The sequence below is a fragment of the Biostraticola tofi genome, assembly GCF_004343195.1.
In the GTDB taxonomy this organism is placed as follows: Bacteria; Pseudomonadota; Gammaproteobacteria; order Enterobacterales; family Enterobacteriaceae; genus Biostraticola; species Biostraticola tofi.
Genome location: NZ_SMCR01000001.1, coordinates 579,812 through 606,109, shown reverse-complemented (window position 1 = coordinate 606,109; position 26,298 = coordinate 579,812). Strand labels below are relative to the sequence as shown.

Annotated in this window: 21 protein-coding genes and 1 other annotated feature; of the genes, 12 read left to right on the top strand and 9 right to left on the bottom strand. The window is 52.7% G+C overall.

Annotated features, from left to right (window positions below; genetic code table 11):
• The first annotated feature begins 41 nt into the window (after positions 1 to 41).
• The 10 genes from wbaP (at position 42) to EDC52_RS02645 (ending at position 14,421) form a co-directional block, all read left to right on the top strand.
• Positions 42 to 1,475 carry an undecaprenyl-phosphate galactose phosphotransferase WbaP gene (wbaP, locus tag EDC52_RS02690; protein ID WP_131863737.1) on the top strand — a complete coding sequence of 478 codons (1,434 nt, stop codon included), beginning with the start codon at positions 42 to 44 and terminating at the stop codon, positions 1,473 to 1,475.
• Positions 1,476 to 1,503: 28 nt separating this feature from the next.
• On the top strand, positions 1,504 to 2,928 hold the full coding sequence (locus tag EDC52_RS02685) for a glycoside hydrolase family protein (protein WP_131863735.1): 1,425 nt from the start codon (positions 1,504 to 1,506) through the stop codon (positions 2,926 to 2,928).
• A gap of 27 nt (positions 2,929 to 2,955) precedes the next feature.
• Complete coding sequence (locus EDC52_RS02680) at positions 2,956 to 3,975, top strand: acyltransferase family protein (protein ID WP_131863734.1); 1,020 nt, start codon at positions 2,956 to 2,958, stop codon at positions 3,973 to 3,975.
• A 65-nt stretch (positions 3,976 to 4,040) separates the two neighbouring features.
• Positions 4,041 to 5,462, top strand: a complete 1,422-nt coding sequence (locus EDC52_RS02675; RefSeq protein WP_131863732.1) for a mannose-1-phosphate guanylyltransferase/mannose-6-phosphate isomerase — start codon at positions 4,041 to 4,043, stop codon at positions 5,460 to 5,462.
• Positions 5,463 to 5,474: 12 nt separating this feature from the next.
• The gene (cpsG, locus tag EDC52_RS02670; protein ID WP_131863731.1) at positions 5,475 to 6,848 is read left to right on the top strand and encodes a phosphomannomutase CpsG; all 1,374 of its coding nucleotides are present in this window, start codon (positions 5,475 to 5,477) and stop codon (positions 6,846 to 6,848) included.
• A gap of 317 nt (positions 6,849 to 7,165) precedes the next feature.
• Complete coding sequence (locus tag EDC52_RS02665; RefSeq protein WP_131863730.1) at positions 7,166 to 8,062, top strand: sugar phosphate nucleotidyltransferase; 897 nt, start codon at positions 7,166 to 7,168, stop codon at positions 8,060 to 8,062.
• A gap of 42 nt (positions 8,063 to 8,104) precedes the next feature.
• On the top strand, positions 8,105 to 9,121 hold the full coding sequence (gene galE / locus EDC52_RS02660; RefSeq protein ID WP_131863728.1) for a UDP-glucose 4-epimerase GalE: 1,017 nt from the start codon (positions 8,105 to 8,107) through the stop codon (positions 9,119 to 9,121).
• A 631-nt stretch (positions 9,122 to 9,752) separates the two neighbouring features.
• On the top strand, positions 9,753 to 10,895 hold the full coding sequence (locus EDC52_RS02655; RefSeq protein ID WP_131863726.1) for a glycosyltransferase family 4 protein: 1,143 nt from the start codon (positions 9,753 to 9,755) through the stop codon (positions 10,893 to 10,895).
• A 138-nt stretch (positions 10,896 to 11,033) separates the two neighbouring features.
• Entirely contained in the window at positions 11,034 to 12,440 is a 1,407-nt protein-coding gene (gene gndA, locus EDC52_RS02650; RefSeq protein WP_131863724.1) for an NADP-dependent phosphogluconate dehydrogenase, read from the top strand.
• Positions 12,441 to 12,888: 448 nt separating this feature from the next.
• The gene (locus tag EDC52_RS02645; protein ID WP_131863722.1) at positions 12,889 to 14,421 is read left to right on the top strand and encodes a hypothetical protein; all 1,533 of its coding nucleotides are present in this window, start codon (positions 12,889 to 12,891) and stop codon (positions 14,419 to 14,421) included.
• Positions 14,422 to 14,607: 186 nt separating this feature from the next.
• Here the strand turns inward: EDC52_RS02645 and hisIE are convergent, their stop codons facing one another.
• Genes hisIE through hisG form a run of 8 tightly spaced genes read right to left on the bottom strand, consistent with a single transcriptional unit; the run spans position 14,608 to position 21,683 of the window.
• Positions 14,608 to 15,222: a bifunctional phosphoribosyl-AMP cyclohydrolase/phosphoribosyl-ATP diphosphatase HisIE gene (gene hisIE / locus EDC52_RS02640; protein WP_131863720.1), complete on the bottom strand. Its 615-nt coding sequence runs from the start codon at positions 15,220 to 15,222 to the stop codon at positions 14,608 to 14,610.
• Complete coding sequence (gene hisF, locus EDC52_RS02635; protein ID WP_131863719.1) at positions 15,216 to 15,992, bottom strand: imidazole glycerol phosphate synthase subunit HisF; 777 nt, start codon at positions 15,990 to 15,992, stop codon at positions 15,216 to 15,218. Before hisF ends, hisIE begins: the two co-directional genes overlap by 7 nt.
• Complete coding sequence (hisA, locus tag EDC52_RS02630) at positions 15,974 to 16,714, bottom strand: 1-(5-phosphoribosyl)-5-[(5-phosphoribosylamino)methylideneamino]imidazole-4-carboxamide isomerase (protein ID WP_131863718.1); 741 nt, start codon at positions 16,712 to 16,714, stop codon at positions 15,974 to 15,976. The genes hisF and hisA overlap by 19 nt, the downstream gene beginning before the upstream one ends.
• Before the next feature lie 3 nt (positions 16,715 to 16,717).
• On the bottom strand, positions 16,718 to 17,308 hold the full coding sequence (gene hisH, locus EDC52_RS02625; protein WP_131863717.1) for an imidazole glycerol phosphate synthase subunit HisH: 591 nt from the start codon (positions 17,306 to 17,308) through the stop codon (positions 16,718 to 16,720).
• Positions 17,308 to 18,375 carry a bifunctional histidinol-phosphatase/imidazoleglycerol-phosphate dehydratase HisB gene (hisB, locus tag EDC52_RS02620; protein ID WP_131863716.1) on the bottom strand — a complete coding sequence of 356 codons (1,068 nt, stop codon included), beginning with the start codon at positions 18,373 to 18,375 and terminating at the stop codon, positions 17,308 to 17,310. The genes hisH and hisB overlap by 1 nt, the downstream gene beginning before the upstream one ends.
• On the bottom strand, positions 18,372 to 19,466 hold the full coding sequence (gene hisC / locus EDC52_RS02615) for a histidinol-phosphate transaminase (protein ID WP_131863715.1): 1,095 nt from the start codon (positions 19,464 to 19,466) through the stop codon (positions 18,372 to 18,374). Before hisC ends, hisB begins: the two co-directional genes overlap by 4 nt.
• Entirely contained in the window at positions 19,463 to 20,776 is a 1,314-nt protein-coding gene (gene hisD, locus EDC52_RS02610; RefSeq protein ID WP_131863714.1) for a histidinol dehydrogenase, read from the bottom strand. The genes hisC and hisD overlap by 4 nt, the downstream gene beginning before the upstream one ends.
• Before the next feature lie 7 nt (positions 20,777 to 20,783).
• Positions 20,784 to 21,683 carry an ATP phosphoribosyltransferase gene (gene hisG / locus EDC52_RS02605; RefSeq protein ID WP_131863713.1) on the bottom strand — a complete coding sequence of 300 codons (900 nt, stop codon included), beginning with the start codon at positions 21,681 to 21,683 and terminating at the stop codon, positions 20,784 to 20,786.
• Between the two features lie 37 nt (positions 21,684 to 21,720).
• Positions 21,721 to 21,842 (bottom strand) — a sequence feature (His leader region).
• Between the two features lie 185 nt (positions 21,843 to 22,027).
• Here hisG and EDC52_RS02595 point away from each other — a divergent pair.
• Entirely contained in the window at positions 22,028 to 22,858 is an 831-nt protein-coding gene (locus tag EDC52_RS02595; RefSeq protein ID WP_131863712.1) for an SDR family oxidoreductase, read from the top strand.
• 264 nt (positions 22,859 to 23,122) lie between these two features.
• Positions 23,123 to 24,487, top strand: a complete 1,365-nt coding sequence (locus tag EDC52_RS02590) for an APC family permease (protein WP_131863711.1) — start codon at positions 23,123 to 23,125, stop codon at positions 24,485 to 24,487.
• 281 nt (positions 24,488 to 24,768) lie between these two features.
• On the opposite strand, the gene sbcB is transcribed toward EDC52_RS02590, so the two are convergent.
• On the bottom strand, positions 24,769 to 26,190 hold the full coding sequence (sbcB, locus tag EDC52_RS02585) for an exodeoxyribonuclease I (protein WP_131863710.1): 1,422 nt from the start codon (positions 26,188 to 26,190) through the stop codon (positions 24,769 to 24,771).
• Positions 26,191 to 26,298 lie beyond the last annotated feature (108 nt).

Here is a 26,298-nt window from a genome sequence, read left to right as displayed (position 1 = left end):
TGAATTTTCAATATATACAACACTCAGGTTTAAAATAACTCATGAAAAATACAATCGCTAACCTTAAGAATATATGGGTCAAGCTTTCTCTTGCTTTATCTGATTTTGTTTTTTTTAATGCATCTTTATTTTTATCTGTCTATTGCGTTAATAAAATTTCTGGAGACATCTATAAATTCATTTCAAAAGATGAAATGTCTTCTTTTTACATATCTCATTTTATTTTGTCGTTCGTATGCATAGGATGGTTCTGGATCAGACTCCGCCATTATACTTATCGGAAGCCTTTTTGGTTTGAATTAAAAGAGGTGTTAAGGACACTTTTGATATTCTCAGTTATGAGTCTAGCTTTATTTGGATTTTACAAATGGGATATATCCCGGTTCGTATGGTCCCTGACTTGGATATTTTGCTTAATCACAGTCCCTTTGATGCGTTCATTCGTCAAAAAGATTCTGAATGTAATGGGGTTATGGAAAAAACAAACCATTATCATTGGCAATGGAAGGAATGCACGCGAGGCTTATGCTGCATTGCAAAGCGAAGAAGTTCTTGGATTCGATGTGGTCGCTTTTTTTGCAGTACATGAAGGCGGTGATGAATTCATAAATGGCGTAAAAGTTCTGTCTAATCAATCCGAGCTCTGGGATTTAGCTGAGCCTAATGAAACTCAATTCATTGTTGCTTTAGAATTTGAACAGCAATTGTTGCGAGATCATTGGCTTAAGACTTTGAATAAAAACCAATGTCGTTCAGTGTCTGTTATCCCTACTTTGCGTGGAGTTCCGCTGTATGGAACTGACATGTCTTTCATTTTTAGTCATGAAGTTATGATTTTGCGGGTAAACAATAATTTAGCTAAGCGAACTTCAAGGATTTTAAAAAGGTCATTCGATATTTTTGGTGCCTTAACAATACTGCTATTTTTGTTCCCGTTTTTCTTAATCTTGATGTATCTTGTGAGTAAAGATGGCGGAAGTGCTATTTATGGACATGAACGGATTGGATTTGACGGTAAAAAATTTAAATGCCTTAAATTTCGTTCAATGGTTGTTAACTCAAAAGAATTACTAGACAATTTGCTTGCTAATGATGCTAATGCTAAAGCTGAATGGGATCGCGATTTTAAGCTCAAAAATGACCCTCGAATAACGAAAGTAGGTAGATTTATTCGCAAGACTAGCCTTGATGAATTACCACAGCTCTGGAATGTTGTTCGCGGTGATATGAGTTTAGTCGGACCTAGGCCAATTATTGAAGCTGAATTAGAAAGGTATGCAGGTGATGTTGATTATTATCTTATGGCCAAACCTGGGATGACAGGGCTTTGGCAAGTTAGTGGGCGTAATGACGTGGATTACGACACACGTGTTTATTTCGACGCTTGGTATGTTAAAAATTGGTCATTGTGGAACGATATTGCTATTCTTTTCAAAACAATTAATGTTGTATTACACAAGGATGGCGCTTACTGATGTTTAATATTTATAATTGAGGGTAGTTATGGTCATCTCTAAGCGTTTTTTTCTAAAATCATTTATATTTGGTAGTGTAAGTAATTTTGTATTAAGATTACTTCTTCTAGACGTAGGTAATGCCAAAGCATCATCAACAATTACTGATAGTAATCAATCAAAAATAAATCCTAAATCAATAAGAAAATACAGTCTAGAAGATTTTGGCGCTTCAGGAGATGGATTTACTGACGACACCGATGCTGTGATTGAAGCTTTTTCTTCAGGTATACCAATTTTTCAAGATAAACCTGGTAATTACCGTTTGACGAGGTCTGTAAATTTGCCTAATAACCAATACTTTTTCAAAGGTGCAGGTATTGGTAAGTCCATATTTTTGTTAGATCATTTTCACGATGGATTCCGGTTTGGTAACGCAAAATCATCCGATACTAAACTTTCTTTGACTCTAAATGATTTTTCCCTAAAAAGATTAAATATTGCCGCATATACAGGAAAGGCTGGGCCTAAAGGGATCTATATCTCAAATGGTAATCCTGTCAATGTAGGCTATGTTGAGGAAGCATACGGAATTGGTTTCGGTATACATATTGATTATTCGGAAAATGTAAAAGTTCACCGTTGTATTGTACGAGACCATAAGGGCGGAATGAACGGTTTAAGTGGAACCGATGGCATTCATTTTTACCGTTCAAAAAAAATTATTGCTTCTGAAAATATAATTTATAATGTTGGTGATGATGCCATTTCGTCAGGTTCTTTTGATATAAACTATCCTGTCAATGATGTTAAATATATTGATAATATCATAAAATGCTGTAAGGGATGCTTGAAGCTTTATTCTTATGCAAGCGATGTATTAATTATGAATAATAGCGTTATTTCCTCACGTGAGGGTGGGGTTTATTTGACGGACGATCATAATTCACCTGATGATTCTCTCATAAAAAATATTTGTATTACTAATAACAAGTTCTCATTCATAGGATCTAAAATTAATAGGTTAGAAGGTGCTGCTTTGAGGATGAGGTTTTGGCCTAAAAAAAATTCAAAATCTATTATTGAAAACATAGTTTTTTCCAATAATGAAATTATAAACTCAAACCTTTGTGTTTCGACTGTTTCTTATTCAGAAAATAAACGTTTTAAAAATATAACAATCGATAGCAATATATTTTCCCTCAATGACTCCAAAACTCAAGTATTACCTTACATAATTCGTATAGTTCAATGTGATGGCTTTCTGAAAATTATAAACAACAAATTTGAAAGCGTCGCTTATAAACCTATATTATTAGATACAAAGTTCAATAATCTACAGGCTGTAAATTCAAGGTTGGCTATTTCAATTGACAATAATGTTCTCACTAAAAATTCCTCAATTATAACCAAGCGTCAAAATCGAATTTTGGATAACACCAATTTCGACAGCTTGAGCTTTGACTTTAAATAATATTATTATACTTTTAAATGGTGGATTATGTTAAACCATATAACATGGATTCGTGCAATAGCAATATTTATGATCATTTTTATTCATTCTGATGGAGTTGGTAGAATGCTGTATCAACCATCAGATTTTGCTCCTACCATTGACTATTCGATAAAAATATTTTTTAGAGAAGCGACATGCCTATTTATGCTGATTTCTGGTTTTTTATTTCAGCATTTGATTCATAAGTATACTTTTACAAAATATATTAAGTCTAAATTAAAAAATGTTATAATTCCTTATGTTTTAATCTCCATTCCCGCAATCCTTATCTACGTATTGTCATTTAAAACAGATCATAATTGGATTGATTTGCATCAACTAAAACAACATTCAATTCCATACCAAGTCATGTTTTTTTTGCTAACCGGTAGCCACTTAGGGCCATTATGGTTTATTCCTGCAGTAACAGTTATCTATTTAATGTCGCCAATATTATATTTTTTAGATAAAAGAAATTGTTATTTTATTGCTTTGCCTTGTCTCATTATCTTTTTTGCAATCACTACTAGGCCTTCTGGTGACTCTAATCCCATTCTCGCAGCACTGCATTTTTTGCCCATCTATGTGACTGGAATGTTCATAAGCCGATATAGAGATTTTTTTTATTTAAGGTTTGCGATATCTGTAACCATTTCTTTATTCATATACTTTGTCTTGTCCTTGGTTTCATTTCAGTACGATAACTTATGGGGTCTACAAAAAGTAGCATTTTTTATTATTATTTATTTGATACTTAGACGTTATGAAAGTCTTATTATACAGAGGAATCCAGTTCTTGCATCGGCTGTAGATTTCATTGGTTTAATCAGCTTTGGTCTATATTTTGTGCATGGCTATTTTGCAGGCATAGGCCGACTGATAATTACTAAGATAGATCTTTTTCATGGCAATGTTTATGCAACTATATTTTTTGTTGATGTCATTATATTCTCTCTATCAATTGGATTCATCCTTATATTCAAACTTATATTTAACAAAAAAAGTAAGGTTTTAGTTGGCTGTTAATAATAAATAATAAAACCTGTATGTAGTTTCCTAACATTTCGCGTTCTTCGAGGTTATTAATAATTATGCTACTTCCTGTCATCATGGCCGGCGGTACCGGCAGCCGCCTATGGCCTATGTCCCGCGAGCTTTACCCTAAGCAATTCCTTCGCCTCCATGGCGATTATTCCATGCTTCAGGAAACCATCACTCGCCTGGACGGCCTGTCAATTGAATCACCATTAGTTATCTGCAATGAAGAACACCGCTTTCTGGTCGCTGAACAGCTGCGCCAAATCGATCACCTGTCCAAAAACATCATCCTTGAACCGGTTGGCCGTAATACCGCTCCGGCCATCGCCCTGGCGGCCCTTAGCGCTATTGCCAATGGCGAAGACCCGATCCTCCTGGTCTTAGCCGCCGATCACGTTATAGAAAACAACCCGGCCTTCCATGCCGCCATCCAACATGCGCAGCCTTATGCCGAGGCCGGCAACCTGGTGACTTTCGGTATCGTGCCTACCGGCCCTGAAACCGGCTATGGCTATATTCAGCGCGGTGATGCATTGGAGCAGGGTACCGCGGGCGCATTTACCGTGCATCGCTTTGTTGAAAAGCCCAATAAAGAAACCGCCGAGACCTATATCGCCAGCGGCGAATATTATTGGAACAGCGGCATGTTTATGTTCCGGGCCCAGAAATATTTAACTGAACTGGGCAAATACCGCCCTGATATTTTGGCAGCCTGCCAGAAGGCTATTGCTTCCACGCAGACCGATGCCAGCCAGGAATTTATCCGCGTCAATAAAGCCGAGTTTATTGCCTGCCCGGATGACTCGGTTGATTACGCGGTAATGGAAAAAACCGCTGATGCCATGGTGGTGCCATTGGATGCCGGCTGGAATGATGTCGGCAGCTGGTCAGCCCTGTGGGAAGTGAGTGAGAAAGACGACAATAACAATGCCCTGACCGGGGATGTGTTTTTGCATAATGCGGAAAACTGCTACATCAATACTGATGAGAAAATGGTGGCGGCGGTAGGGGTAGAGAACCTGGTGATCGTCAATACCAAGGATGCGGTTCTTATCATCGATAAGTCCAAAGTGCAGGACGTCAAGAAGGTGGTTGAATACCTGAAGTCCCACGCCCGTACCGAGCATCGTCGCCACCGGGAATCGTATCGTCCCTGGGGCCGTACCGATATCGTGGTCAATGAGCCGCGTTTTAACGTCAACCGTATCACCGTCAAACCGGGCGGCATTTTCTCGCTGCAGATGCATCACCACCGGGCGGAACACTGGGTGGTATTGGCCGGCACCGCCAAGGTGACCCAGGATGACAAGATCTATCTGATTACCGAGAATCAATCGACCTTTATTCCGGTGGGATCTGTCCATATGCTGGAAAACCCAGGCAAGATCCCGCTGGAGTTGCTGGAAATTCAATCCGGATCCTATCTGGGTGATGACGATATCATACGTATAAAAGACCATTATGGCCGTGTTTAATTGAGGGATACCATGTCTGCACTTTCTTGTTTTAAAGCGTACGATATTCGCGGCAAACTCGGCGAAGAGCTTAACGAGGATATCGCCTATCGCATCGGTCGGGCCTATGGCGAATTTCTAAAGCCCAAAACCATGGTGGTGGGGGGCGATGTGCGCCTGACCAGTGAGTCATTGAAACTGGCCCTGGCTGAGGGTCTTCGTGACGCCGGCACCGATGTGCTTGATATCGGCGTCAGCGGCACCGAAGAGATCTATTTTGCCACCTTCCATCTGGGAGTGGATGGTGGCATAGAAGTGACCGCCAGCCATAACCCGATGAACTACAACGGCATGAAGCTGGTCAAACAGCACTCACGCCCGATAAGCGGCGACACCGGGTTGCGTGATATCCAGCGCCTGGCGGAAGAGAATGCGTTCCCGCCAGCTCTACCGGCCAACAAGGGCAGCTATAAGCACATCAGCATCCTCGATGCCTATGTCGATCATCTGATGGGCTATATCGATGTCGCCAACTATACGCGGCCGATGAAACTGGTCATCAACTCCGGCAACGGCGCGGCAGGCCACGTTGTGGATGCCATTGAGGCCCGTTTTAAGCAGGCTGGCGCGCCGGTGGAATTTATCAAGCTGCATCATCAGCCGGATGGCAATTTCCCTAATGGCATCCCTAATCCTTTGCTGCCTGAATGCCGCCAGGATACCACTGATGCGGTCACTGCCTCAGGCGCGGATATCGGCATTGCCTTTGATGGTGATTTTGACCGCTGCTTCCTGTTTGACGAAACCGGTAACTTTATTGAAGGCTATTATATTGTCGGCCTGCTGGCGGCCGCCTTCCTGGAAAAACATCCTGGCGCCAAGATTATTCACGACCCGCGTCTATCCTGGAATACCGTGGCGATGGTCAACCAGGCCGGGGGCACGCCGGTAATGTCCAAGACCGGTCATGCCTTTATCAAAGAGCGTATGCGTAAAGAAGACGCTATTTATGGCGGCGAGATGAGTGCCCACCATTATTTCCGTGATTTCGCCTATTGCGACAGCGGTATGATCCCGTGGCTGCTGGTCACTGAGCTTTTGAATATCAAAAATAAAACCCTGGGTGAAATGGTTGCCGATCGGATGAGCGCCTATCCGGCCTCAGGTGAGATCAATAGCTCCCTGGCAGATCCTAAAGCGGCTATCCAGCGGGTGCTGGATACCTACGCGGCCGAAGCGCTGGCCATCGATCATACCGATGGTATCAGCCTGGAGTTTGCCGCATGGCGTTTCAACCTGCGCAGCTCCAATACGGAGCCTGTGGTCAGGTTAAACGTTGAAAGCAAAGGCAACGAAGGGTTGATGCAACAGAAAACCCAGGAACTGCTGACGCTGCTGCGCAGCTAATCAGCCACTATAGCGGCCATCCATACCTATAGCGGCCACCTATATAGCGGCCGCCCATATAGCGGCCACCTATATAGCGGCCACCCCTATAACGGCCGCCCATGGGGTGGCCGCGGTACTTGAGTGCTGAGTTAGGCCTTTATTTGCATATCCTGGGTCCGGCATTGGCGCTAATTCGATGCTTTACATCATAAAAAGCGTATGCAGCCAGCGGCTTATGCGCCGTTTCAGGGCAATCTGAACGTGCTATGCTGAATACTGCTCTATGCTGATTAGGTTGATTTATCCCTTTTCTTTCATTCACTGGTGCTAATGCTATGAAAAATCTTAAGGCAGTCATTCCCGTCGCCGGTCTGGGCATGCATTTACTCCCCGCGACCAAAGCCATTCCTAAAGAAATGCTGCCGATTGTCGATAAACCGATGATTCAGTATATCGTTGAAGAAATCGCCGCCGCCGGTATCAAAGAGATTGTGTTAGTCACCCATGCGTCTAAAAACGCGGTGGAAAACCATTTCGATACTTCTTTTGAACTGGAAGCGTTGCTGGAAGCGCGGGTAAAAAATACCCTGCTGGCCGAAGTCCAGGCCATCTGTCCCAAGGGCGTCACGATTATGAACGTGCGCCAGGGTGAACCGCTGGGCCTGGGCCATGCCATTCTTTCGGCCAAGCCGATGCTCGGCGATGCGCCGTTTGTGGTGGTCTTGCCGGACGTACTGCTGGATAACTCAACCTATGATAACCGCAGCCAGAACCTGGCCGAGATGGTCAAGCGTTTTGAGGAGACCGGCCATAGCCAGGTGCTGGTGCAGTCGCTGCCGAAAGATGAATTGCCCGAGTATTCGGTTATCAGCTGCAAGGCTGATGTGACCACCGCCGGCGACCGCGGCCATATCGAATCTTTTATTGAGAAGCCGCAGGATTTGAGTACCATTGATTCAGACCTGGCGGCGGTGGGGCGCTATGTACTGTCTGCCGATATCTGGCCGCTGCTGGAGAAAACCGAGCCCGGCGCCTGGGGCAGGATCCAGCTGACTGACGCCATTGCGTCGCTGGTAAATCATGAGCCGGTGGATGCCCTGTACCTGACCGGCCAAAGCTTTAACTGCGGTCGTAAACTGGGCTATATGCAGGCCTTTGTCAGCTACGGTCTGCGCAATGAAAAGCAGGGCGCTGAATTCCGCAAACAAGTTAAAGCCTTGCTGGCTAAATAACCGATGCTTAAGGCATAATTCATCGTTTTACAAGGAGTTTCTATGGCGATTCTCGTCACCGGTGGCGCGGGCTACATCGGCTCTCATACCGTACTGTCGTTGCTTGAACGTGGCGATGAGGTGGTGGTGCTGGATAATCTGTCTAACGCCTCTGAAGTGTCGTTAGACCGCGTATCCGAGATGGCCGATAAAGATATCATCTTCTATCAGGGCGATGTGCAGGACCCTGAGTGCCTGCAGCGCATCTTTGATGATCATGACATTTCTGCCGTGATTCACTTCGCCGGTCTCAAGGCGGTCGGTGAGTCTGCCCGGCTGCCGCTGGAGTATTATCAGAATAACGTCAGCGGCACGCTTATATTGCTGGAAGAAATGCGCCGGGCCGGCGTGCATAATTTCATCTTCAGTTCATCGGCGACGGTGTATGGCGTCAATGCGCCGGTGCCGTTTGTCGAAACCACGCCGATTGGCGGCACCGCCAGTCCCTATGGCACCTCCAAGCTGATGGTGGAACAGATCCTGGCGGATTTTGCCAAGGCTGAACCGCAATTCTCGATCATTGCCCTGCGTTATTTCAATCCGGTGGGCGCACATGAGTCCGGCCGCATTGGCGAAGATCCGCACGGCATCCCCAACAACCTGCTGCCGTTTATCGCTCAGGTGGCGGTAGGCCGCCAGGAAAAGCTCAAGGTGTTCGGCGATGACTATCCTACCGAAGACGGCACCTGCGTGCGTGACTATATTCACGTGATGGACCTGGCCGAGGGCCATTTGAAAGCGATGGACCATCTGGCCGCGATCAAAGGTTACCAGGCCTATAATCTCGGCGCCGGGGTAGGATCTTCGGTGCTGCAGATGATTAAAGCATTCGAAAAAGTATCGGGCCGGACCATTCCTTATGAGATTGCCCCCCGCCGCGAGGGCGATCTGGCGGCGTTCTGGGCCGATGCGCGCCTGGCCGAGAAGGAGCTCGGCTGGAAAACCCAGCGCGATCTGGAATGCATGATGCGTGATACCTGGCACTGGCAGAAGAACAATCCTAACGGCTATAAGGAATAAACCGTCGTTGCCCGAGCAACCCTAAGACTGTCATAGCCCGGCAATGCGGTATTGCCGGGCTTTTTTATGAGGACTGTTCAATCGGCATGCATGTGCTGACGATGAGCTCGCCGGTGCAATGTTTGACTACAGTTTCCAGGCAGCGGCGGCGCTGAAGCTACTGACGGCTTGATGGATGCTCTGGGTGTCGTAGCGCCCGGGCGGTGACGCGTTTCATGCTATGCCGGCGTTTACCGCCGAGACAAGATAACGCTGACCTTGCTACTGATGCCGTTGCGGGCTGGAGAGTGGCTGAACTTTTTATGCTTTTCGCTGACTTATAATATTCTTATAGATTGCAGTTAGGCGTGAGTCGTATCAGACTCTGCCCGGCAATAATGATTACCCATGATGCGTCTGGGACCATTCAGGCCTTTGGCCGGCGTGGACATGTTTCATCGGGTCAGACATTGAATCTGCCCCCTGCTTTATCAAACAAGAGTCCGTTGAGCATTATTGCGATAAAGATAAGGATAATCAACTGGTTACTTTCTTTGCAAACCAAGAAAGATAAAAGCCAGGATAGGTATATGACGGAATTTATGACGGTTTTGCCTGGAGTTGGGCGACGACACTAGCCGGTAAGAGTTGCATGAACAAAATTTGCTATTTTATAAATTCAGATTGGTATTTTGACCTTCACTGGGTTGAGCGAGCATTGGCGGCGAAGAGTGCCGGATATGAAATTCACGTGGTCAGTCATTTTGTCGGCGAGGAAATCAAAGACCGGCTTAGCGCATTAGGCATGATTTGCCATAATTCCTCGGTTTCGGAACAATCGATGAATCCACTGGTGTTCATCGGTTCTCTGTTCAGTATTTGGCGTGTCCTCAAGCGTATTAATCCTGAGGCGCTGCATTGTATTACCATTAAACCCTGTCTGATGGGTGGCCTGTTCGCTCGCTGGTATAAAAAACCGATCATCTTGAGCTTTGTCGGGCTGGGCCGGGTATTCATGGAGCAAAAACTGCACATGAAAATCATCCGTTGGCTGACGCTGCATTGCTACAAGACCATCTTTCGCAATAAAAAGTGTCTGCTGGCGTTTGAGCATGAGCACGATCGGAATACGCTCATTTCCCTCACCGGCGTGAGTCCTGCCCAGACGGTGGTGATTGATGGCGCCGGCATCAATCCGGATATCTATCGCTACTCCATTGAAACGCTGCATGACAAGCCAGTGGTGCTGTTTGCCAGCCGGTTATTGTGGAGTAAAGGACTGGGGGATTTGATCGAGGCCAAACGGCGTCTTAAGGCCCGTGGAATCGAATTCGAACTTAATGTCGCCGGTATTTCGGTCGCTGATGACCCGGATGGGATCCCGATGGCGCAGATAGAGCAGTGGCAAAAGGAAGCACTTATCAACTGGCTGGGTAAACGCAGCGATGTCTGCAACCTTATTGAACATGCCAATGTGGTTGCGTTGCCCTCGGTCTATTCTGAAGGGATACCGCGCATTCTGCTGGAGGCCGCTTCGGTAGGCCGCGCCTGCATTGCCTATGATGTCGGCGGCTGCCAGAGCCTGATAATTGATGACTACAGCGGAACGCTGGTGGAACGAAGCAATATCGCCTCATTGACCGATAAGCTGGAATCATTGCTGATAAGCCCGACTAAAAGAATGCAGATGGGCGTCCATAGCCGGGAGCGCGTAGTCACCAAGTTCGCGTCTTCGCTGATTATCAATGACACTCTGAAGCTTTATCAGCGCGCATTGAGCGCCGATGGATTTTAATTCTTTTCATTAAATGATATCTATCAAATCAATTACTACCTGCTCAGGCTGACCTGAGTTAACATAATCGCCACACTCAGTCCCTGGCCGCGATCAATCCGGGCGGGGTAAGTATCTATAACGTAAGGGAGTTGCTTAATGTCCACACAACAAATCGGCGTTGTCGGAATGGCGGTAATGGGACGGAATCTGGCCCTGAACATCGAAAGCCGGGGTTACAGTGTCTCCATTTTCAATCGCTCGCGCGAAAAGACCGAAGAGGTCATCGCCGAGAATGCCGACAAAAAACTGGTTCCCTATTATTCGCTCGAAGAATTTGTCAATTCCCTGGAAAAACCGCGCCGCATCCTGCTGATGGTCAAAGCCGGCGAAGGCACTGACCAGACCATTGAATCGCTGAAACCTTATCTGGAAAAAGGCGATATCCTGATCGATGGCGGCAATACCTTCTATAAAGATACCATCCGCCGCAACCGTGAGCTGTCGGCGGAAGGGTTCAATTTCATCGGCACCGGGGTTTCCGGCGGTGAAGAGGGCGCCTTGAAAGGCCCGTCTATCATGCCGGGTGGACAGAAGGCGGCTTACGAGCTGGTCGCGCCGATCCTGGAAAAGATCGCGGCCCGCGCCGAAGGCGAAGCCTGTGTCACCTATATCGGTCCTGACGGTGCCGGCCATTACGTTAAGATGGTGCACAACGGTATCGAATACGGCGATATGCAGCTGATTGCCGAAGCCTATTCGCTGTTGAAAAATGCCTTGAATCTGAGCAACGAACAGCTGGCGGCGACCTTTAGCGAATGGAATGAAGGTGAACTCAGCAGCTACCTTATCGATATCACCAAGGACATCTTCACCAAGAAAGACCCACAGGGTACTTACCTGGTAGACGTGATTCTGGATGAAGCCGCCAATAAAGGTACCGGTAAATGGACCAGCCAGAGTTCCCTGGACCTGGGTGAACCGCTGAGCCTGATTACCGAGTCGGTATTTGCCCGTTACCTGTCATCGTTGAAAGCACAGCGCGTGGCGGCCTCCAAGGTGCTTTCCGGCCCGACGGCAACGCCGGTTACCGGTGATGCGTCCGAATTTATCGAAAAAGTGCGCCGTGCGCTGTATCTGGGTAAAATTGTTTCCTATGCTCAGGGCTTCTCGCAGCTGAAAGCCGCCTCAGAGGAAAACAATTGGGATCTTAATTACGGCGAAATCGCCAAGATTTTCCGCGCCGGCTGCATCATCCGCGCCCAGTTCCTGCAGAAGATCACCGATGCCTATGCAGACAATGCTGCTATCGCCAACCTGCTGCTGGCGCCGTACTTCAAGCAAGTGGCCGACGATTACCAGCAGGCGCTGCGTGACGTGGTGTCCTATGCGGTCCAGAACGGTATCCCGACGCCGACCTTCTCTGCCGCTATCGCCTACTATGACAGCTACCGCGCAGCCGTGCTGCCGGCCAACCTTATCCAGGCCCAGCGCGACTATTTTGGCGCCCATACCTATAAGCGTACCGACAAAGACGGCGTGTTCCATACCGAATGGCTTGACTGAACCGCCCCGGCGGTTGCCGGCAGGTGATGATCGCGGTCGTTTCATCGGACCCGCATTGTTCGCTGCAGGTGATGAAGCCGGTCCGTCGGACTCTCATCAGTCGCTGCAGTGATGAGTAAATAAGTGATTGCCAGACCGGCCTCAGGGCCGGTTTTTTTATGGGTGCGATTCAGCGATAGAAACTTCAACCCGGTGTTTCACAAGCGAAAACAGCCATTGGCGGCGACATGGGCACTGTGTACACTCGGCCAGGTTATAATGGTTTAACAATAAATGACTTATCGCGAAAAAAGGTGCAAGGATGGATCGAATATGCTGTTGTGGTTTTTTTTCATCTTCCCCGGTGGATCGCAGCGGGGTGGCCGGTGTCAATTCCGCAACGGCAAGCGGGAGCAATGCGTTATCTCCAATATCGATAAGATGTTACCAACTATGGGGTCATGGCAGTATGAGCGCGATAGGCGGCCCGCTCGATCTCGGCAGTATTCATAACACCCCCCAAGTCTATCTCATATCAACGCAACCCAGCATCGGCAGCGATAGTTCATCCAGCAGTATTTCGGCTTCTGTAAAAAAGACCTCTACTCCCGACAGTCTGAACGTTAGCGACCGACAGGCGGCTGGCCTTGCCGCAACCGTACCGGCAATCCGTTCCGCCAGGTTGACCTCGGCGAAATCAACCGCTTCAGCGGTAGCAACCCCCATTGTACCCAGTGCCGAATTACCCGCCGCAGCAGAATCCGGTTCAGTGGTAAACACAGCAGCCGAGTTTGCCGCGCCCACTGTCGTACGCCGAACTCCGGCCGGCCAGCCGGTGTATGTCAATCTGCCCCGGTTGGCGGTCACGCCTTCTGTGTATCTGGATATGGCAGCATTGCCGGCTAGGGCTTCCCACTATGTCGCTATGTCGGCATTGCAGCCAAAGCCTGTCGCTGATACCGCACCGCTCGACCTACCGGCGACTCCCCCTGCTGATGATAGAATGGCTTTGCCATTGGATAACAAGCCGGGTTATGTCAGGCTAGGTTGGCTGTTAAATAATATGGCCAACGTGCACAATGTCCCACCCTGGGCGGCAAGTCATCAACCGGACACAGGGCGAAATGGCGACGCCTCAGTCCAGGGCGATGGTCACCGCAACGGCGACCGGCCGTTACCCTTGGTTAACAGCAACCACGGCGACCGGCCGCTGCCCTTAATTAACAGCAACCGCCATGCGGTTGATAGCCATGCTCACCGCGCGATAGCGCGCGAACTGGCGATCTTCCGTCAGCCGTTGGATCTGACTACGCCCCCGGATGCTTCATTCAAACAACAGGTAAAGGAAATTCACAATATCATCAAGTTGATTCAGACACGGATTGACGTGGAACACGCTGAGGCTATCAATGACCTCTTCAGCGCCAGGCTGGAACAGATGCAGGGACATGCTATAGCCTATACAGGCCAGGGCAATGCCCCCTGTTCGTTGGCAGCATCAACAGCATTAGCCACGGTGGACGCGGGCTACGCAAAATTTGACAAGCAGCTCAGTCAAAGCCTGGCGTTTTTCAGAGCGTTGAAAACGACCTACTATTTTAAACCAGAAAACTTCCTGAGCAGCGTCGATCTGTTAACCGCCGCTTTTTTACCCACCCAGAACATCAGCGATCGCTGGGTGGTGATGATGCTGACCATCCTGCACAAACTGAGACAGCCTGGCCGGAGTAAATATGACGAAATGAGCTATTTGACACTGAGTCTGCTGTCATCAGCCAAATTCAGTGAAGGGTGTGACCCGGGGGATCAACTGATTATCCTGGTGGCAATCCTTGCCGACAACCCGGTAAATCCGCTGCTGGATTGTCAAAAATCCGCCATGTTGTTTGCGCAGATAAAGACGGTGGTAAATAGATTTGAGCACCCACTGAACCGGATGGGCAAAGAACTGCTGAAGACCTATCAAAGCCAGTTCGTCGCGACACTGGCAACACCGCAATAACGGCTCGCGGCCGAGCGGTTGTTCATTAATCTGATGTCTTATCGCTGTGCAGGCTGACCACAGCGATGCTTCACCTCGACTCATTAAACCGCGGTACCGGCAAACAGCCCGGCCTGCTGCCAACGATTCCGCCTGAGGTTATTGGCAAACAGCCCGGCCCGCTGCCATCGATTCCGCTCGGGGGGATTATCGGTTGTGGCGCTCGCGCAGGCGGCCGATGACCCGGCTCAAGTCCAAATCCTCTGCCTGCAGCAGCACCAGCAGATGGAAAACCAGATCGGCCGCTTCATTGGTCAGCTCTTCCCGGTCATGCACCGTGGCCGCCAGTGCGGTCTCTACGCCTTCTTCCCCGACTTTCTGGGCAATGCGCTTGGTACCGCTGGCGTACAGGCTGGCGGTGTAGGAACTGGCGGGGTCGGCATGTTTCCTTTCGGCCAGCAGGCTTTCCAACTGATAGAGGAAGCCCCAATCGCTGGCGGCCGGCGAGAAGCAGCTGCTGGTGCCCCGGTGGCAGCTGGGGCCGGTCGGATGAGCCAGCAGCAGCAGGGTGTCGTTATCGCAGTCCGGCTGGATACTGACCACCTGGAGAAAATGGCCTGAGCTTTCGCCTTTAGTCCATAACCGCTGTTTGCTGCGCGAGTAAAAGGTTGCCCGGCCGGTCTGTTCGGTCACCGCCAGCGCTTCAGGGTTCATATAGCCCATCATCAGCACTTCGCCTGATACGGCATGCTGGATAATCGCCGGCATCATATCGCCGGTCTTTTGCCAGTCCAGCGCAGCGCGCTGTTGTTCGGTTAACATAATCTTATTTCCACTCCCTGTTGTGAGAGAAAGGTTTTCAGCTCACCTATATTAATAATCTGCTTATGGAATACCGATGCGGCCAGGGCGCCATCCACGCCTGCCTCCTGGAACGCTTCCAGGAAATGCCGAGGGGTGCCGGCCCCCCCAGAGGCAATCAACGGCAACCGGCAGACCGTTCTGACCTGGCGCAGTTGCTCCAGATCGTAGCCGTTGCGTACCCCATCCTGATTCATCATATTCAGCACAATTTCACCGGCGCCGCGCTGTTGGACTTCCCGTACCCAGTCCAGCGTTTGCCATTGGGTGACGCGGGTGCGGGCTTCATCGCCGGTATATTGATTAACCTGGTATTTGCCGCTGTCGACATCAAACCAGCTATCGATGCCGACCACTATGCACTGCACGCCATAGCGATCCGCCAGACGGGTAATCAATTCCGGGTCCGCCAGGGCCGGGGAATTGATCGAGATTTTGTCCGCGCCGAAGGTCAGTATTTCTCCCGCCTGTTCGACGCTTTTGATGCCTCCGGCCACGCAGAAGGGAATATCAATCACTTCCGCTACCCGGGAAATCCAGCTTTTATCGACCACCCGGCCATCGCTTGAGGCGGTGATATCATAAAATACCAGTTCATCCGCCCCTTCCTCGGCATAGCGCCGCGCCAGCGGCACGATATCGCCGATAATTTCATGGTTACGGAACTGTACGCCTTTGACCACCTGGCCATCGCGCACATCCAGGCAGGGTATTATCCGTTTTGCCAGCATTGGATGGCCTCCGTTACGCTGAATTTGTCTTCCAGCAGCGCGCGGCCGACGATAACGCCTTTCACCCCGCTGCCCTTGAGGCTGGCGATATCGTCCAGGCTGCCGATGCCGCCTGAGGCCTGAAAATCAATCGCCCCAAAGCGGGCGCAGATATCCCGATAGAGCTCGACATTGGCGCCGTTAAGTGTACCGTCACGGGAAATATCGGTACAGAGCACATGTTTTAGCCCATAGGGCTGGTATTGGCCGATAACCTGCTCCAGGGTGAGGCCGGAATTTTCTTGCCAGCCGCTGACGGCCACCTGGCGGTTGCCGGCATCATCGATCCGTACGTCCAGCGCCAGCACCAGCGCATCGGCGCCAAAACGTTCAAACCAGCGCTGGACTTGGTGCGGCTCACGCACGGCGGTAGAACCGACGACCACCCGGGTAGCGCCGGCGGCCAGCAAGGCTTCGACATCGTCCTGGTGGCGAATGCCGCCGCCTATCTGTACCGGCGCCGGAGCAATACCGGCCAGCAGCCTTTGCAGCAGGTCAATCTGGCGGGCGGCGGGATCTTTGGCGCCGGTCAAGTCGACCAGATGCAACACGTCGGCACCCTGCTGGCGATACGCCTGCAGGCGCAGCAGCGGGTCGCTGCCGTAGCAACGTTGCTGGCCGTAATCGCCCTGATGCAGGCGCACCACGGTTCCTTCAATCAAATCCAATGCGGGAATGATCACCGTTTACATCTCCAGAAAGTTTTTTATCAGCTGGGCGCCGGCTGCACCCGAACGCTCCGGATGGAACTGCACGCCAAAGAAATTATCCTGCTCGACCGCCGCGCTAAACGGGCTGCCATAGCTGCAGCGGGCGATGGTGGCGGCACAGACCGGCATGGCATAGCTGTGGACGAAATAAAAATAGCTGCCTTCGGCAATGCCGTTGAACAACCGATGGCCGGCCTGCGGCGATACCTGGTTCCAGCCCATATGCGGCAGCGGCAGGCCGCTGTCGGTCATCTGTCTGACCGGGGTATCAATGATGCCCAGGGTTTGAATGCCGCCGTTTTCATCGCTGGCGCTGCCCAGCAACTGCATGCCGAGGCAGATGCCCAGCACCGGGCGGGTACAGGCTTTGACCAGCTCAATCAACTGGCGATTCTCAAGCGCCGCCATGGCGGCGCGGGCGGTGCCGACGCCGGGCAAAAACAGCTTATCCGCGTCCAGCACCACGCCGGGATCGCGGCTGATGGCAGGTAGGTAGCCCAAACGCCTGACGGCCGCGCTAACCGACAGCAGGTTGGCGCAGCCGGTATCGATGATAACCACCTTCATCACAACACTCCTTTGGAGCTGGGCAGAGTGTTGCCTTCAACTTTAATCGCCTGGCGCAAGGTGCGGCCGAACACTTTGAACAGGCTTTCAACCCGGTGATGGTCGTTCTTGCCTTTGGTTTTCAGATGCAGGGTGCAGGCCATGGCATAGGAAAGGGATCGGAAAAAGTGTTCCACCATTTCGGTGCTCAGGTCACCGACGCGCTGATAACTGTATTCAGCTTTGTATTCCAGGTGCGGGCGGCCGGAAATATCCAATGCGCAGCGGGCCAAGCATTCGTCCATCGGCAGCACAAAGCCGAAACGGCCAATGCCCCGTTTGTCGCCCAGAGCGGTATTGATCGCCTCGCCGAGCGCCAGGGCGGTATCTTCCACCGTATGATGATCATCAATGTGCAGGTCGCCGCGCACGCCGATATTCATGCGAAAACCGCCGTGGGTCGAGATCTGATCCAGCATATGATCAAAAAAACCGATGCCGGTATTGATCTTGCTGCCGCCTTCCCGGTCCAGCCAGACCTCAACGTCAATATCGGTTTCCCGAGTGACGCGATGGACCTGGGCATGACGGTCGCGGCGGGTCAACTGGTCCGCCAGCGCCTGCCAGTTAAGGGTATCACGCTGATAGCGCAGGCCGCGGATGCCCATATTGGCTGCCAGCTGGATATCGGTTTCCCGATCGCCAATCACATAGCTTGCGGTCTCATCCAGCCGGCCGCTTTCCAGCCAGCTGGCGACCAGCTTGAGTTTGGGCTTGCGGCAATCGCACTGGTCTGTCGGCAGGTGGGGACAAATCAGCACCTGCTCAAACTCGATGCCCTGGGAATTGAATACCTGCATCATCAGCTGATGCGGGCCGTCAAAATCCGCCTGGGGGAAACTGCGGGTGCCCAGACCGTCCTGGTTGGTGATCATGACCAGCGTGAAGCCGGCGCTCTTAAGCGCCAGCAGCGCCGGAATCACCCCAGGCTCGAACTGCAGTTTATCCAGCCGGTCAACTTGGCAATCGTCAGCTGGTTCGCTTATCAGGGTACCGTCGCGGTCGATAAAAAGGATTTTCTGTTTCACTGGGGCTCCTGGTCGGCAGTATCAGTACGGCTGTGGTCAATCGCGAGCAGGGAAGTAATAACTCGTTCGCATTCCCGGCGGGTGCCGATAGTAATGCGCAGGCATTCGGCCAGGCCCGGTTGCTTACTTTGGTTGCGCAGAATAATGCCCTGATCCCAGAGGGTTTTGAATGCCTGGCTGTCAGGGTTGAAGCGGGCCAGCAGGTAGTTGCTTTCGCTGGGATAGACCTGGGTTACGCAGTCGCAGGCGGCCAGCGCGTCGGCCAGCCAGCGGCGATTGTCGCTTATCTCGGCCACCCGGCGACGCATCAGGGCGATACCGGCTTCGCTGAGCGCCTGCTCGGCAATATCCGCCACCGGCAGCGACAGCGGGTAGGGGGCGATGACCTTGAGCAGCAGTTGGATGACCTCGGCATTGGCCAAGGTGAAACCGCAGCGCAGCCCGGCCAGCGCAAAGGCCTTAGACAGGGTCCTGAGGATAACCAGGTGGGGGTAATCCGCCAGCCAGCCGGCCAGTGTGGCCGCGGGACAAAATTCGATATAGGCCTCGTCCGCCACCACCATCGCCCGGCCGCGGGTCAGCTCCAGCAAGGCCTTCAGTGAATCAGCACTGAGGAGATTGCCGGTCGGATTATTGGGGCTGCAGACATACACCAGTTTGACCCCGTCGAGGGACTGGGCGATTGCCGGCAGGTTGAGCTGCCAGTCGTCCAGCGCCTGCACCGTGCGGCGCTCCACGTTATAGGTTTCTGCGCTGACGCTGTACATGCCGTAGGTCGGCGGGCAGAACAGAATCGCATCGCGACCAGGCTCGCAGAAGGCGCGGATCAACAGCTCAATGCCTTCATCCGCCCCGCGGCTGACCAGCACCTGTTCCGGTGCCAGTCCGGCATAGGCGGCGTAATGATTGATTACCCCCTCCGGCTGACAGGCCGGATAGCGATTGAGGTTGCCCGGTCGCAGGGTAAATTCCGGCGGTAAGGGATATTCATTGGCATTCAGCCAGACATCGCCTTTACCGCCCAGGCGGCGGGCCGACAAATAGGGCTCCAGGGCCAGCACATTGGCGCGGGCCAGTTGGGAAATGCTCATTGCTGCTCCTTTAAGGCGCGAACGCGCAGGGTAACGGCATGCTTATGGGCGGTCAGTTGCTCGGCCTCGGCCAGGATTTCCACGGTCGGAGCAAGTAACAGCAAGCCCTGGGGCGTCAGCAGCTGTACCGTCATGCGCTTTTGGAAATCGGCCAGCCCCAGGCTTGAGTAGGTGGCGGTATAGCCGTAGGTCGGCAATACGTGGTTGGTGCCGGAGGCATAGTCGCCTGCCGACTCCGGCGACCAGTCGCCGAGGAATACCGAACCGGCGCTGGTTATCTGGTCGACTCGGCTTTCGGCATCCCGGGTCTGGATAATCAGATGCTCGGGACCGTAGCGGTTGCTGATGGCAATACACTGGTCCAGATCGCCGGCGATAATGAGCCGGCTGGCGCTGAGCGCCTGGCGGGCAATCCCGGCACGGGAAAGCGTTGCCAGCTGGGTTTCGATTTCGCCCGCTACCGCCAGGGCCAGATCTTCATCCGGCGTCAGCAATAGCACCTGGGAGTCAGGACCGTGCTCAGCCTGTGACAGCAGGTCGGCGGCAATAAATGCCGGGGTGGCGCCGCTGTCGGCAATCACCAGCACTTCAGACGGGCCGGCCGGCATATCAATGGCGGCGCCATCCAGCCGCTGGCTTATTTGACGTTTGGCTTCGGTAACCCAGCCGTTGCCGGGACCGAAAATTTTATCGACCGCGGCGATGGACTCGGTGCCGAAACCCATGGCGGCGATAGCCTGGGCGCCACCCACCTGATAGACCTCGGCTACGCCGCACAGCGAGGCCGCATAGAGAATTTCATCGGCAATCGGCGGTGGCGAACAGAGGATGACCCGGCCGCAGCCGGCAATCCTCGCCGGGGTAGCCAGCATCAGCACCGTAGAGGGTAACGGCGCCGAGCCGCCGGGAATATACAGTCCGACCGACGCCACCGGGCGGGTCACCTGCCGGCAGCGCACGCCGGGCTGGGTTTCCACATCCACCGGCGGTAATACTTGCGCCTGATGGAAGCAGTCGATATTGGTTACCGCATGGGCCATGGCCTGTTTGACCTCGGACGACAGGCGTGCACCGGCGTCGAGTATAGCCTGGGCTGAGACCCGCAGTACCGGGGTGTCCACCCGATCAAAGCGGCGGTTGAATTCCCTGACGGCACTGTCGCCGCCCTGGCGTACCTGGTCAAGGATGTCGCTCACCGTGCTGCTGATATTGCCCGATGCCGTGACCGCTGGCCGGGTCAGCAACTGGTCCTGCTCAGCCGGCGTACAGTCATTCCAGCGTACCGGTTTGGAAAAAGGGGAGGTCGTCATAAGCCCATTACTCCATCATTTTCTCAATAGGCAATACCAGGATTGAACTGGCGCCGAGCTCTTTGAGCTTTTCCATCGTTTCCCAGAACAGGGTTTCGCTGCTGACCATGTGCATGGCCACGCGATTACGATCGCCGGCCAGTGGCAATACGGTCGGTCGTTCAGCACCCGGCAGCAGGGCAATGATGTCATCCAGCCGGTTGCTGGGCGCGTGCATCATGATGTATTTGGACTCCCGTGCCTGGATAACGCCCTGGATACGCACCAGCAGTCTGTCGATCAGGGCCTGCTTGGCGGCCGGCATTTCACCATCGCGTTGAATCAGGCAGGCTTTGGAGCGGTAAATCACTTCGACTTCTCGCAGACCATTGGCCTCGAGGGTGGCGCCGGTGGAGACCAGGTCGCAGATGGCATCCGCCAGTCCGGCGCGAGGCGCGACTTCCACGGAACCGTTAAGCAGGCATGACTTGAAATTGATAGCCAGTTTGTCGAGATATTGCTTGAGCAAGTGCGGGTAGGAGGTGGCGATGCGTTTGCCCTGCAGGGAGTGAGGCCCGGCGAACGGCTCATCCATCGGCACCGCCAGCGACAGGCGACAGCCGCCGAAATCCAGTCGACGCAGGGTAAAATAGCGTGGGTCTTCGCCCTGGGCGCGGCGATTAAGCAACTCCTCTTCCAGCACGTTTTCGCCGATAATGCCGATATCCACTACACCATCCATGACCAGTCCGGGAATATCGTCGTCACGGACCCGCATGATGTCGATGGGCATGTTTTCGGCAAACGCCAGCAAACGCTGCTGCTGAAGATTGATTTTAATGCCGCAGCGCTCCAGCAACTGCTGGGATTCCTTGCTCAGCCTGCCCGATTTCTGCATGGCAATGCGTAAACGTGATTTATCCTGCATATTCTCTCTACCCTAAAATGAATGATTTACCCAGCCAAAAAAAAAACCCTCGGAAGAATTCTTCCGAGGGCTCTCTCTAACGTTCTGCGCCACTGGAAGAATAAACCGTCTTCCAGCACACATCGCCTGAAAGACTAGTCAGGATGATGGTGATGATGGTGGTTAAACAGAACGTTGTTCATAGTCATCTCGTAAAATAATAATAAGTGAAGCGGGTGCTCTCTGGTTAAATAACCTACCCCAAGTTTGACACTCAGCGCAACTCCTTTTTACGGTATACTGGCGTTAATTGCCGGGGCCAGTGGCTCTGGGGGACGATCCCATCATCAGAGGCGGAAAGCAGGATGAAAAAAGTCGCGATAATCGGGTTGGGCTGGCTGGGTATGCCGCTGGCGCTGGCGTTGCAGGGACGGGGGTATCAGGTAGCCGGCAGCAAGACCACGCCTGACGGGGTGGATGCGGCGCGGATGTGTGGCGTGGAATGTTATCCGCTGCAGGTCAATCCACAGCTCGACGCTGACCCGGAAGATCTGCAGGCGCTGTTTCAGGTTGATGCGCTGGTGATTACCTTGCCGGCCAGCCGGACGGTGGACGGGGCCGAGAATTACTGCCTGGCGGTTCAGCAGGTGGTAGACACTGCGCTGGCATTCTCGGTGCCGCGCATTATCTTTACCTCTTCTGTTTCGGTTTATGGTGACACCGCCGGGCAGGTCAGGGAGGGCAGTCCCTGCCGGCCGGTGACGCCTGCCGGCCAGAGCCTGCTGCGCCTGGAAGAGTGGCTGCATCAGTTACCCAATACCTCGGTTGATATCCTGCGGCTGGCAGGGCTGGTGGGGCCCGATCGGCATCCGGGGCGCTTCCTGGCCGGCCGCACCGGCTTGACCGGCGGGGCACAGGGGGTGAATCTGGTGCATCTGGACGATGTGACCGATGCCATTATGCTGTTGCTGAAACTGCCGCGCGGCGGTCATCGCTATAATTTGTGCGCCCCCGAGCATCCGGCCAAGCGGGATTTTTATCCCGAAAAAGCCCGGCAGATGGGACTGACGCCGCCCGCGTATCTGGCCGAAGACCAGACCGCCGCCGGCGGCAAAATTGTGGATGGCAGCCGCATCTGCCATGAGCTGGGATTTGAATACCGGTACCCCGATCCGGCCCGCATGCCGTTTGCGTGAATCGTGCCAGCGTTGCACTATTTCTTGTCTTCTACCCTAAGCTTTGGCAGAATACCGGCCGATTAAATAACCGACGTCATCTGGCGTCGGTTATTTTTTTCGTTTGATGAACTGTTTTTTTCCAAGAGGCCGGACCCCAGTCCGGATAGATAATCGATTTGGCGCACGCGATGCGGCGCGATAAGGAACACGAAATGGGCCAGCATTTTTACCTAAGGCCGGTGCCCGCCGGTATGACTTCGGATCATAATGAAGGAGGCGTCTATGTCGATTGATATTGCTGCCGTGAATCCTTCTCGTGTTCAGTTAAAGAAGACCCTCACGTTATGCCAGGTAGTGATGATGGGGCTGGCTTACCTGCAGCCGATGACCATTTTCGATACCTTCGGTATTGTTTCCGGACTGACGGATGGCCATGTGGCGACCGCCTATGCGCTGGCGCTGATTGCCGTGCTGTTTACCGCCGTCAGCTACGGTAAGCTGGTGCGTCGTTTCCCGTCCGCTGGTTCTGCTTATACCTATGCCCGCCAGGCCATTAATCCGCATATCGGTTTTATGGTTGGCTGGTCTTCGCTGCTTGATTATCTGTTTATGCCGATGATCAATATTTTGCTGGCAAAAATCTATCTGGAAGCGATTTTCCCCGGGGTGCCGTCATGGATATTCGTGGTGGCGCTGGTCGGGATGATGACGCTGTTCAATCTGCGCGGCATCAAGCTGGTGGCCAATCTGAATACGGTGATTGTGGTGGTGCAGGTGGCTATCATGATTGTATTTGTCGGGTTGGTGATGAAGGGGGTTTATGACGGCGAGGGGGCGGGTACTTTGGTAAGTACTGCGCCTTTCTGGTCCGAGAATGCCCATCTGATTCCGATGATGACCGGCGCGACGATTCTCTGTTTTTCATTTTTAGGCTTTGACGGCATCAGTTCGTTGTCGGAAGAGACGCCGGATGCCGGTAGGGTGATTCCGCGGGCGATATTTCTGACGGCGCTTATTGGCGGAATTATCTTTATTGTGGTGTCTTATATGCTGCAGCTGTATTTTCCGGATATTTCTCGGTTCAAGGATCCGGATGCGTCGCAGCCTGAGATTATGCTGTATGTGGCCGGGACGTTTTTCCAGGCGGTCATTCTGTGTTTTTCCTGTGTCACGGTGCTGGCATCGGGGATGGCGGCTCATGCCGGGGTGTCACGTCTGCTGTATGTGATGGGGCGCGACGGCGTCTTCCCGGTGCGTTTCTTCGGTTATGTGGATCCCAAGTGGCGGATTCCGTCGCTTAATGTGCTGTTGGTCGGGGCGATTGCGCTGTCGGCGATTTCATTTGATTTGGTGACGGCAACGGCGCTGATTAACTTTGGCGCGCTGGTGGCGTTTACCTTTGTCAATTTGTCGGTGATTGCCCAGTTCTGGGTGCGCGAGGGGCGTAATCGTTCGATGAAGGATCATGTGCAGTATTTGCTGCTGCCGTTGATTGGGACGTTGACGGTGGGGGCGCTGTGGCTGAATCTGGAAGCCAGTTCGATGAAGCTGGGTCTGGTGTGGGGCGCGATAGGGTTGGTGTATCTGGCCTGGGTGACGCGTCGGTTCCGGGATCCGGTGCCGCAGTATCGTGAGGAGCTGGTGTAAGGGGCGTCTGCGGGGCCGGTGATGGCGGGCCTACCACCCCGATGGGCGCTCCTTGGCTTACGCCAATTCAACCCATTCGGGCGGGTCTCCCTTTAGCACGCGTTCAGTTTGGCGGCAGTGTCGTGGCGTGGTGGGTGGAAGCCGTGATGGCGGGCCTACCACCCCGATGGGCGCTCCTTGGCTTACGCCAATTCAACCCATTCGGGCTGGTCTCCCTTTAACACGCGTTCAGTTTGGCGGCAGTGTCGTGGCGTGGTGGGTAGCGGCGGCCGATTTTCGTTTTAGAGTTGCTGTAAATAGTCAAACAGTGCTTTGAGCAGGCGGGCTTTGCTTTTGTCTGCCTGGTGCTGTTCATACAGTCCTTCCAGCGTTTGGACGTAGGCGTGTAATTTCTCCGGTGCCAGGACGTCTTGCCTGTGGTTGTGCCAGCGCTGTTGCTCCTGGTCTGTCAGGGTATGGGAGAAGTTGCGTGCCCGATAGCGGAACAGCAGCGGTTCCAGGCGGCGGTCGACAAACGTGATATCGAGGGCCGGCAGGTTGACCGGCGGGGTTTTACGAATAATGTCCATGGCCGCCCGGTCGGCATCGCCGAAGAAACCGTCATACAGTTGGGCATCGACATTGTCTGTGGGGGCAAAGGGTTCGGCGTCGGCGAACAGGGCGACGACTTTATCTCTTAGGTCCGCCAGGTGTCTGAGGTGTTTGAGGTTTTGCAGGCATTGCTGGCGATCGATACCGAGCCGGGCTGCATCTTCCGGCCGCAGGGTGCTGGCCGGCGCCAGTACCGGGCATTTATTGATATGGACCAGTTTTATCGGTACTGGCGGCAGTGATCCCAACTGGCTGCGGGGAGTATAGAGCCGCTGGCGCAGTTGGTCGCTACTCAGATCGGCCAGCAGCTGCATGTCGCCGGCAAGATCGCAGACGATAAGCGCATTGGAGTTTGTCGGATGCCAGGCCAGCGGGACTATCCAGGCGGTGTTACCCCGCTCGGCGCCAAACATGCCCGAGACATGCACCAGCGGTTTCATGGCGGCAATGTCGATCAGGGTTTTGAGTTTGTTTTTGCCTCGGTGCTGGTAGAGGTAGTCAAACAGTTTGGGTTGAGCCTGGCGCACCAGTCTGGCCATCGCCAGGGTGGCGTAAACGTCGGCCATGGCATCATGGGCATTGGCGTGCTCAATGCCGTTGGCTTGGGTCAGGTGCTCAAGGCGAAAGCTGGGCAGGCCGCTGTCGTTGGTCGGCCAGTTGATGCCGTCGGGGCGCAGGGCATAGCAGGCGCGCATGACGTCCAGCAAATCCCAGCGCGAGTTGCCTTGCTGCCAGCTCCAGGCATAAGGGTCATAAAAGTTGCGGTAGAAGATATTGCGGGTGACTTCATCGTCAAAACGGACATTGTTATAACCCAGAATGCAGGTATCAGGCGCGGTAAAGAGCTGATGGATCTTAGCGGCAAATTCGTCTTCTGTGACACCGTCACGCAGGCATTGCTGGGGCGTAATCCCGGTTATCAGTACCGCTTCCGGATCCGGCAGATAGTCGTCGGGCGGCCGGCAGAAAAAGACGTCCGGTTCGCTGATAGGCTCGAATTCGGCATTGGCGCGGATGCCGGCGAACTGGGCGGGTTTGTCCAGGGCGGGGTGTTTGCCAAAAGTTTCGTAGTCATGAACCAGGAAAGTGGGCTGTTTATCGCTAGTGCGCACGGTCGGCAGTTATCCATTACGTAAAATGAGTTTTCAGTGGGGATTCCACCACGGGATGCCGGTTAAATTACCTGTGCCCGGCCCGTAATGCCAGTGGTTATCCAACCA

Excerpts from the sequence above, each read along its gene's own strand:
- wbaP (WP_131863737.1), top strand. The coding sequence starts at position 42 with ATGAAAAATACAATCGCTAACCTTAAGAATATATGGGTCAAGCTTTCT.
- EDC52_RS02685 (WP_131863735.1), top strand. The coding sequence starts at position 1,504 with ATGGTCATCTCTAAGCGTTTTTTTCTAAAATCATTTATATTTGGTAGT.
- EDC52_RS02680 (WP_131863734.1), top strand. The coding sequence starts at position 2,956 with ATGTTAAACCATATAACATGGATTCGTGCAATAGCAATATTTATGATC.
- EDC52_RS02675 (WP_131863732.1), top strand. The coding sequence starts at position 4,041 with ATGCTACTTCCTGTCATCATGGCCGGCGGTACCGGCAGCCGCCTATGG.
- cpsG (WP_131863731.1), top strand. The coding sequence starts at position 5,475 with ATGTCTGCACTTTCTTGTTTTAAAGCGTACGATATTCGCGGCAAACTC.
- EDC52_RS02665 (WP_131863730.1), top strand. The coding sequence starts at position 7,166 with ATGAAAAATCTTAAGGCAGTCATTCCCGTCGCCGGTCTGGGCATGCAT.
- galE (WP_131863728.1), top strand. The coding sequence starts at position 8,105 with ATGGCGATTCTCGTCACCGGTGGCGCGGGCTACATCGGCTCTCATACC.
- EDC52_RS02655 (WP_131863726.1), top strand. The coding sequence starts at position 9,753 with ATGAACAAAATTTGCTATTTTATAAATTCAGATTGGTATTTTGACCTT.
- gndA (WP_131863724.1), top strand. The coding sequence starts at position 11,034 with ATGTCCACACAACAAATCGGCGTTGTCGGAATGGCGGTAATGGGACGG.
- EDC52_RS02645 (WP_131863722.1), top strand. The coding sequence starts at position 12,889 with ATGAGCGCGATAGGCGGCCCGCTCGATCTCGGCAGTATTCATAACACC.
- hisIE (WP_131863720.1), bottom strand. The coding sequence starts at position 15,222 with ATGTTAACCGAACAACAGCGCGCTGCGCTGGACTGGCAAAAGACCGGC.
- hisF (WP_131863719.1), bottom strand. The coding sequence starts at position 15,992 with ATGCTGGCAAAACGGATAATACCCTGCCTGGATGTGCGCGATGGCCAG.
- hisH (WP_131863717.1), bottom strand. The coding sequence starts at position 17,308 with ATGAAGGTGGTTATCATCGATACCGGCTGCGCCAACCTGCTGTCGGTT.
- hisC (WP_131863715.1), bottom strand. The coding sequence starts at position 19,466 with ATGAGCATTTCCCAACTGGCCCGCGCCAATGTGCTGGCCCTGGAGCCC.
- hisD (WP_131863714.1), bottom strand. The coding sequence starts at position 20,776 with ATGACGACCTCCCCTTTTTCCAAACCGGTACGCTGGAATGACTGTACG.
- hisG (WP_131863713.1), bottom strand. The coding sequence starts at position 21,683 with ATGCAGGATAAATCACGTTTACGCATTGCCATGCAGAAATCGGGCAGG.
- EDC52_RS02595 (WP_131863712.1), top strand. The coding sequence starts at position 22,028 with ATGAAAAAAGTCGCGATAATCGGGTTGGGCTGGCTGGGTATGCCGCTG.
- EDC52_RS02590 (WP_131863711.1), top strand. The coding sequence starts at position 23,123 with ATGTCGATTGATATTGCTGCCGTGAATCCTTCTCGTGTTCAGTTAAAG.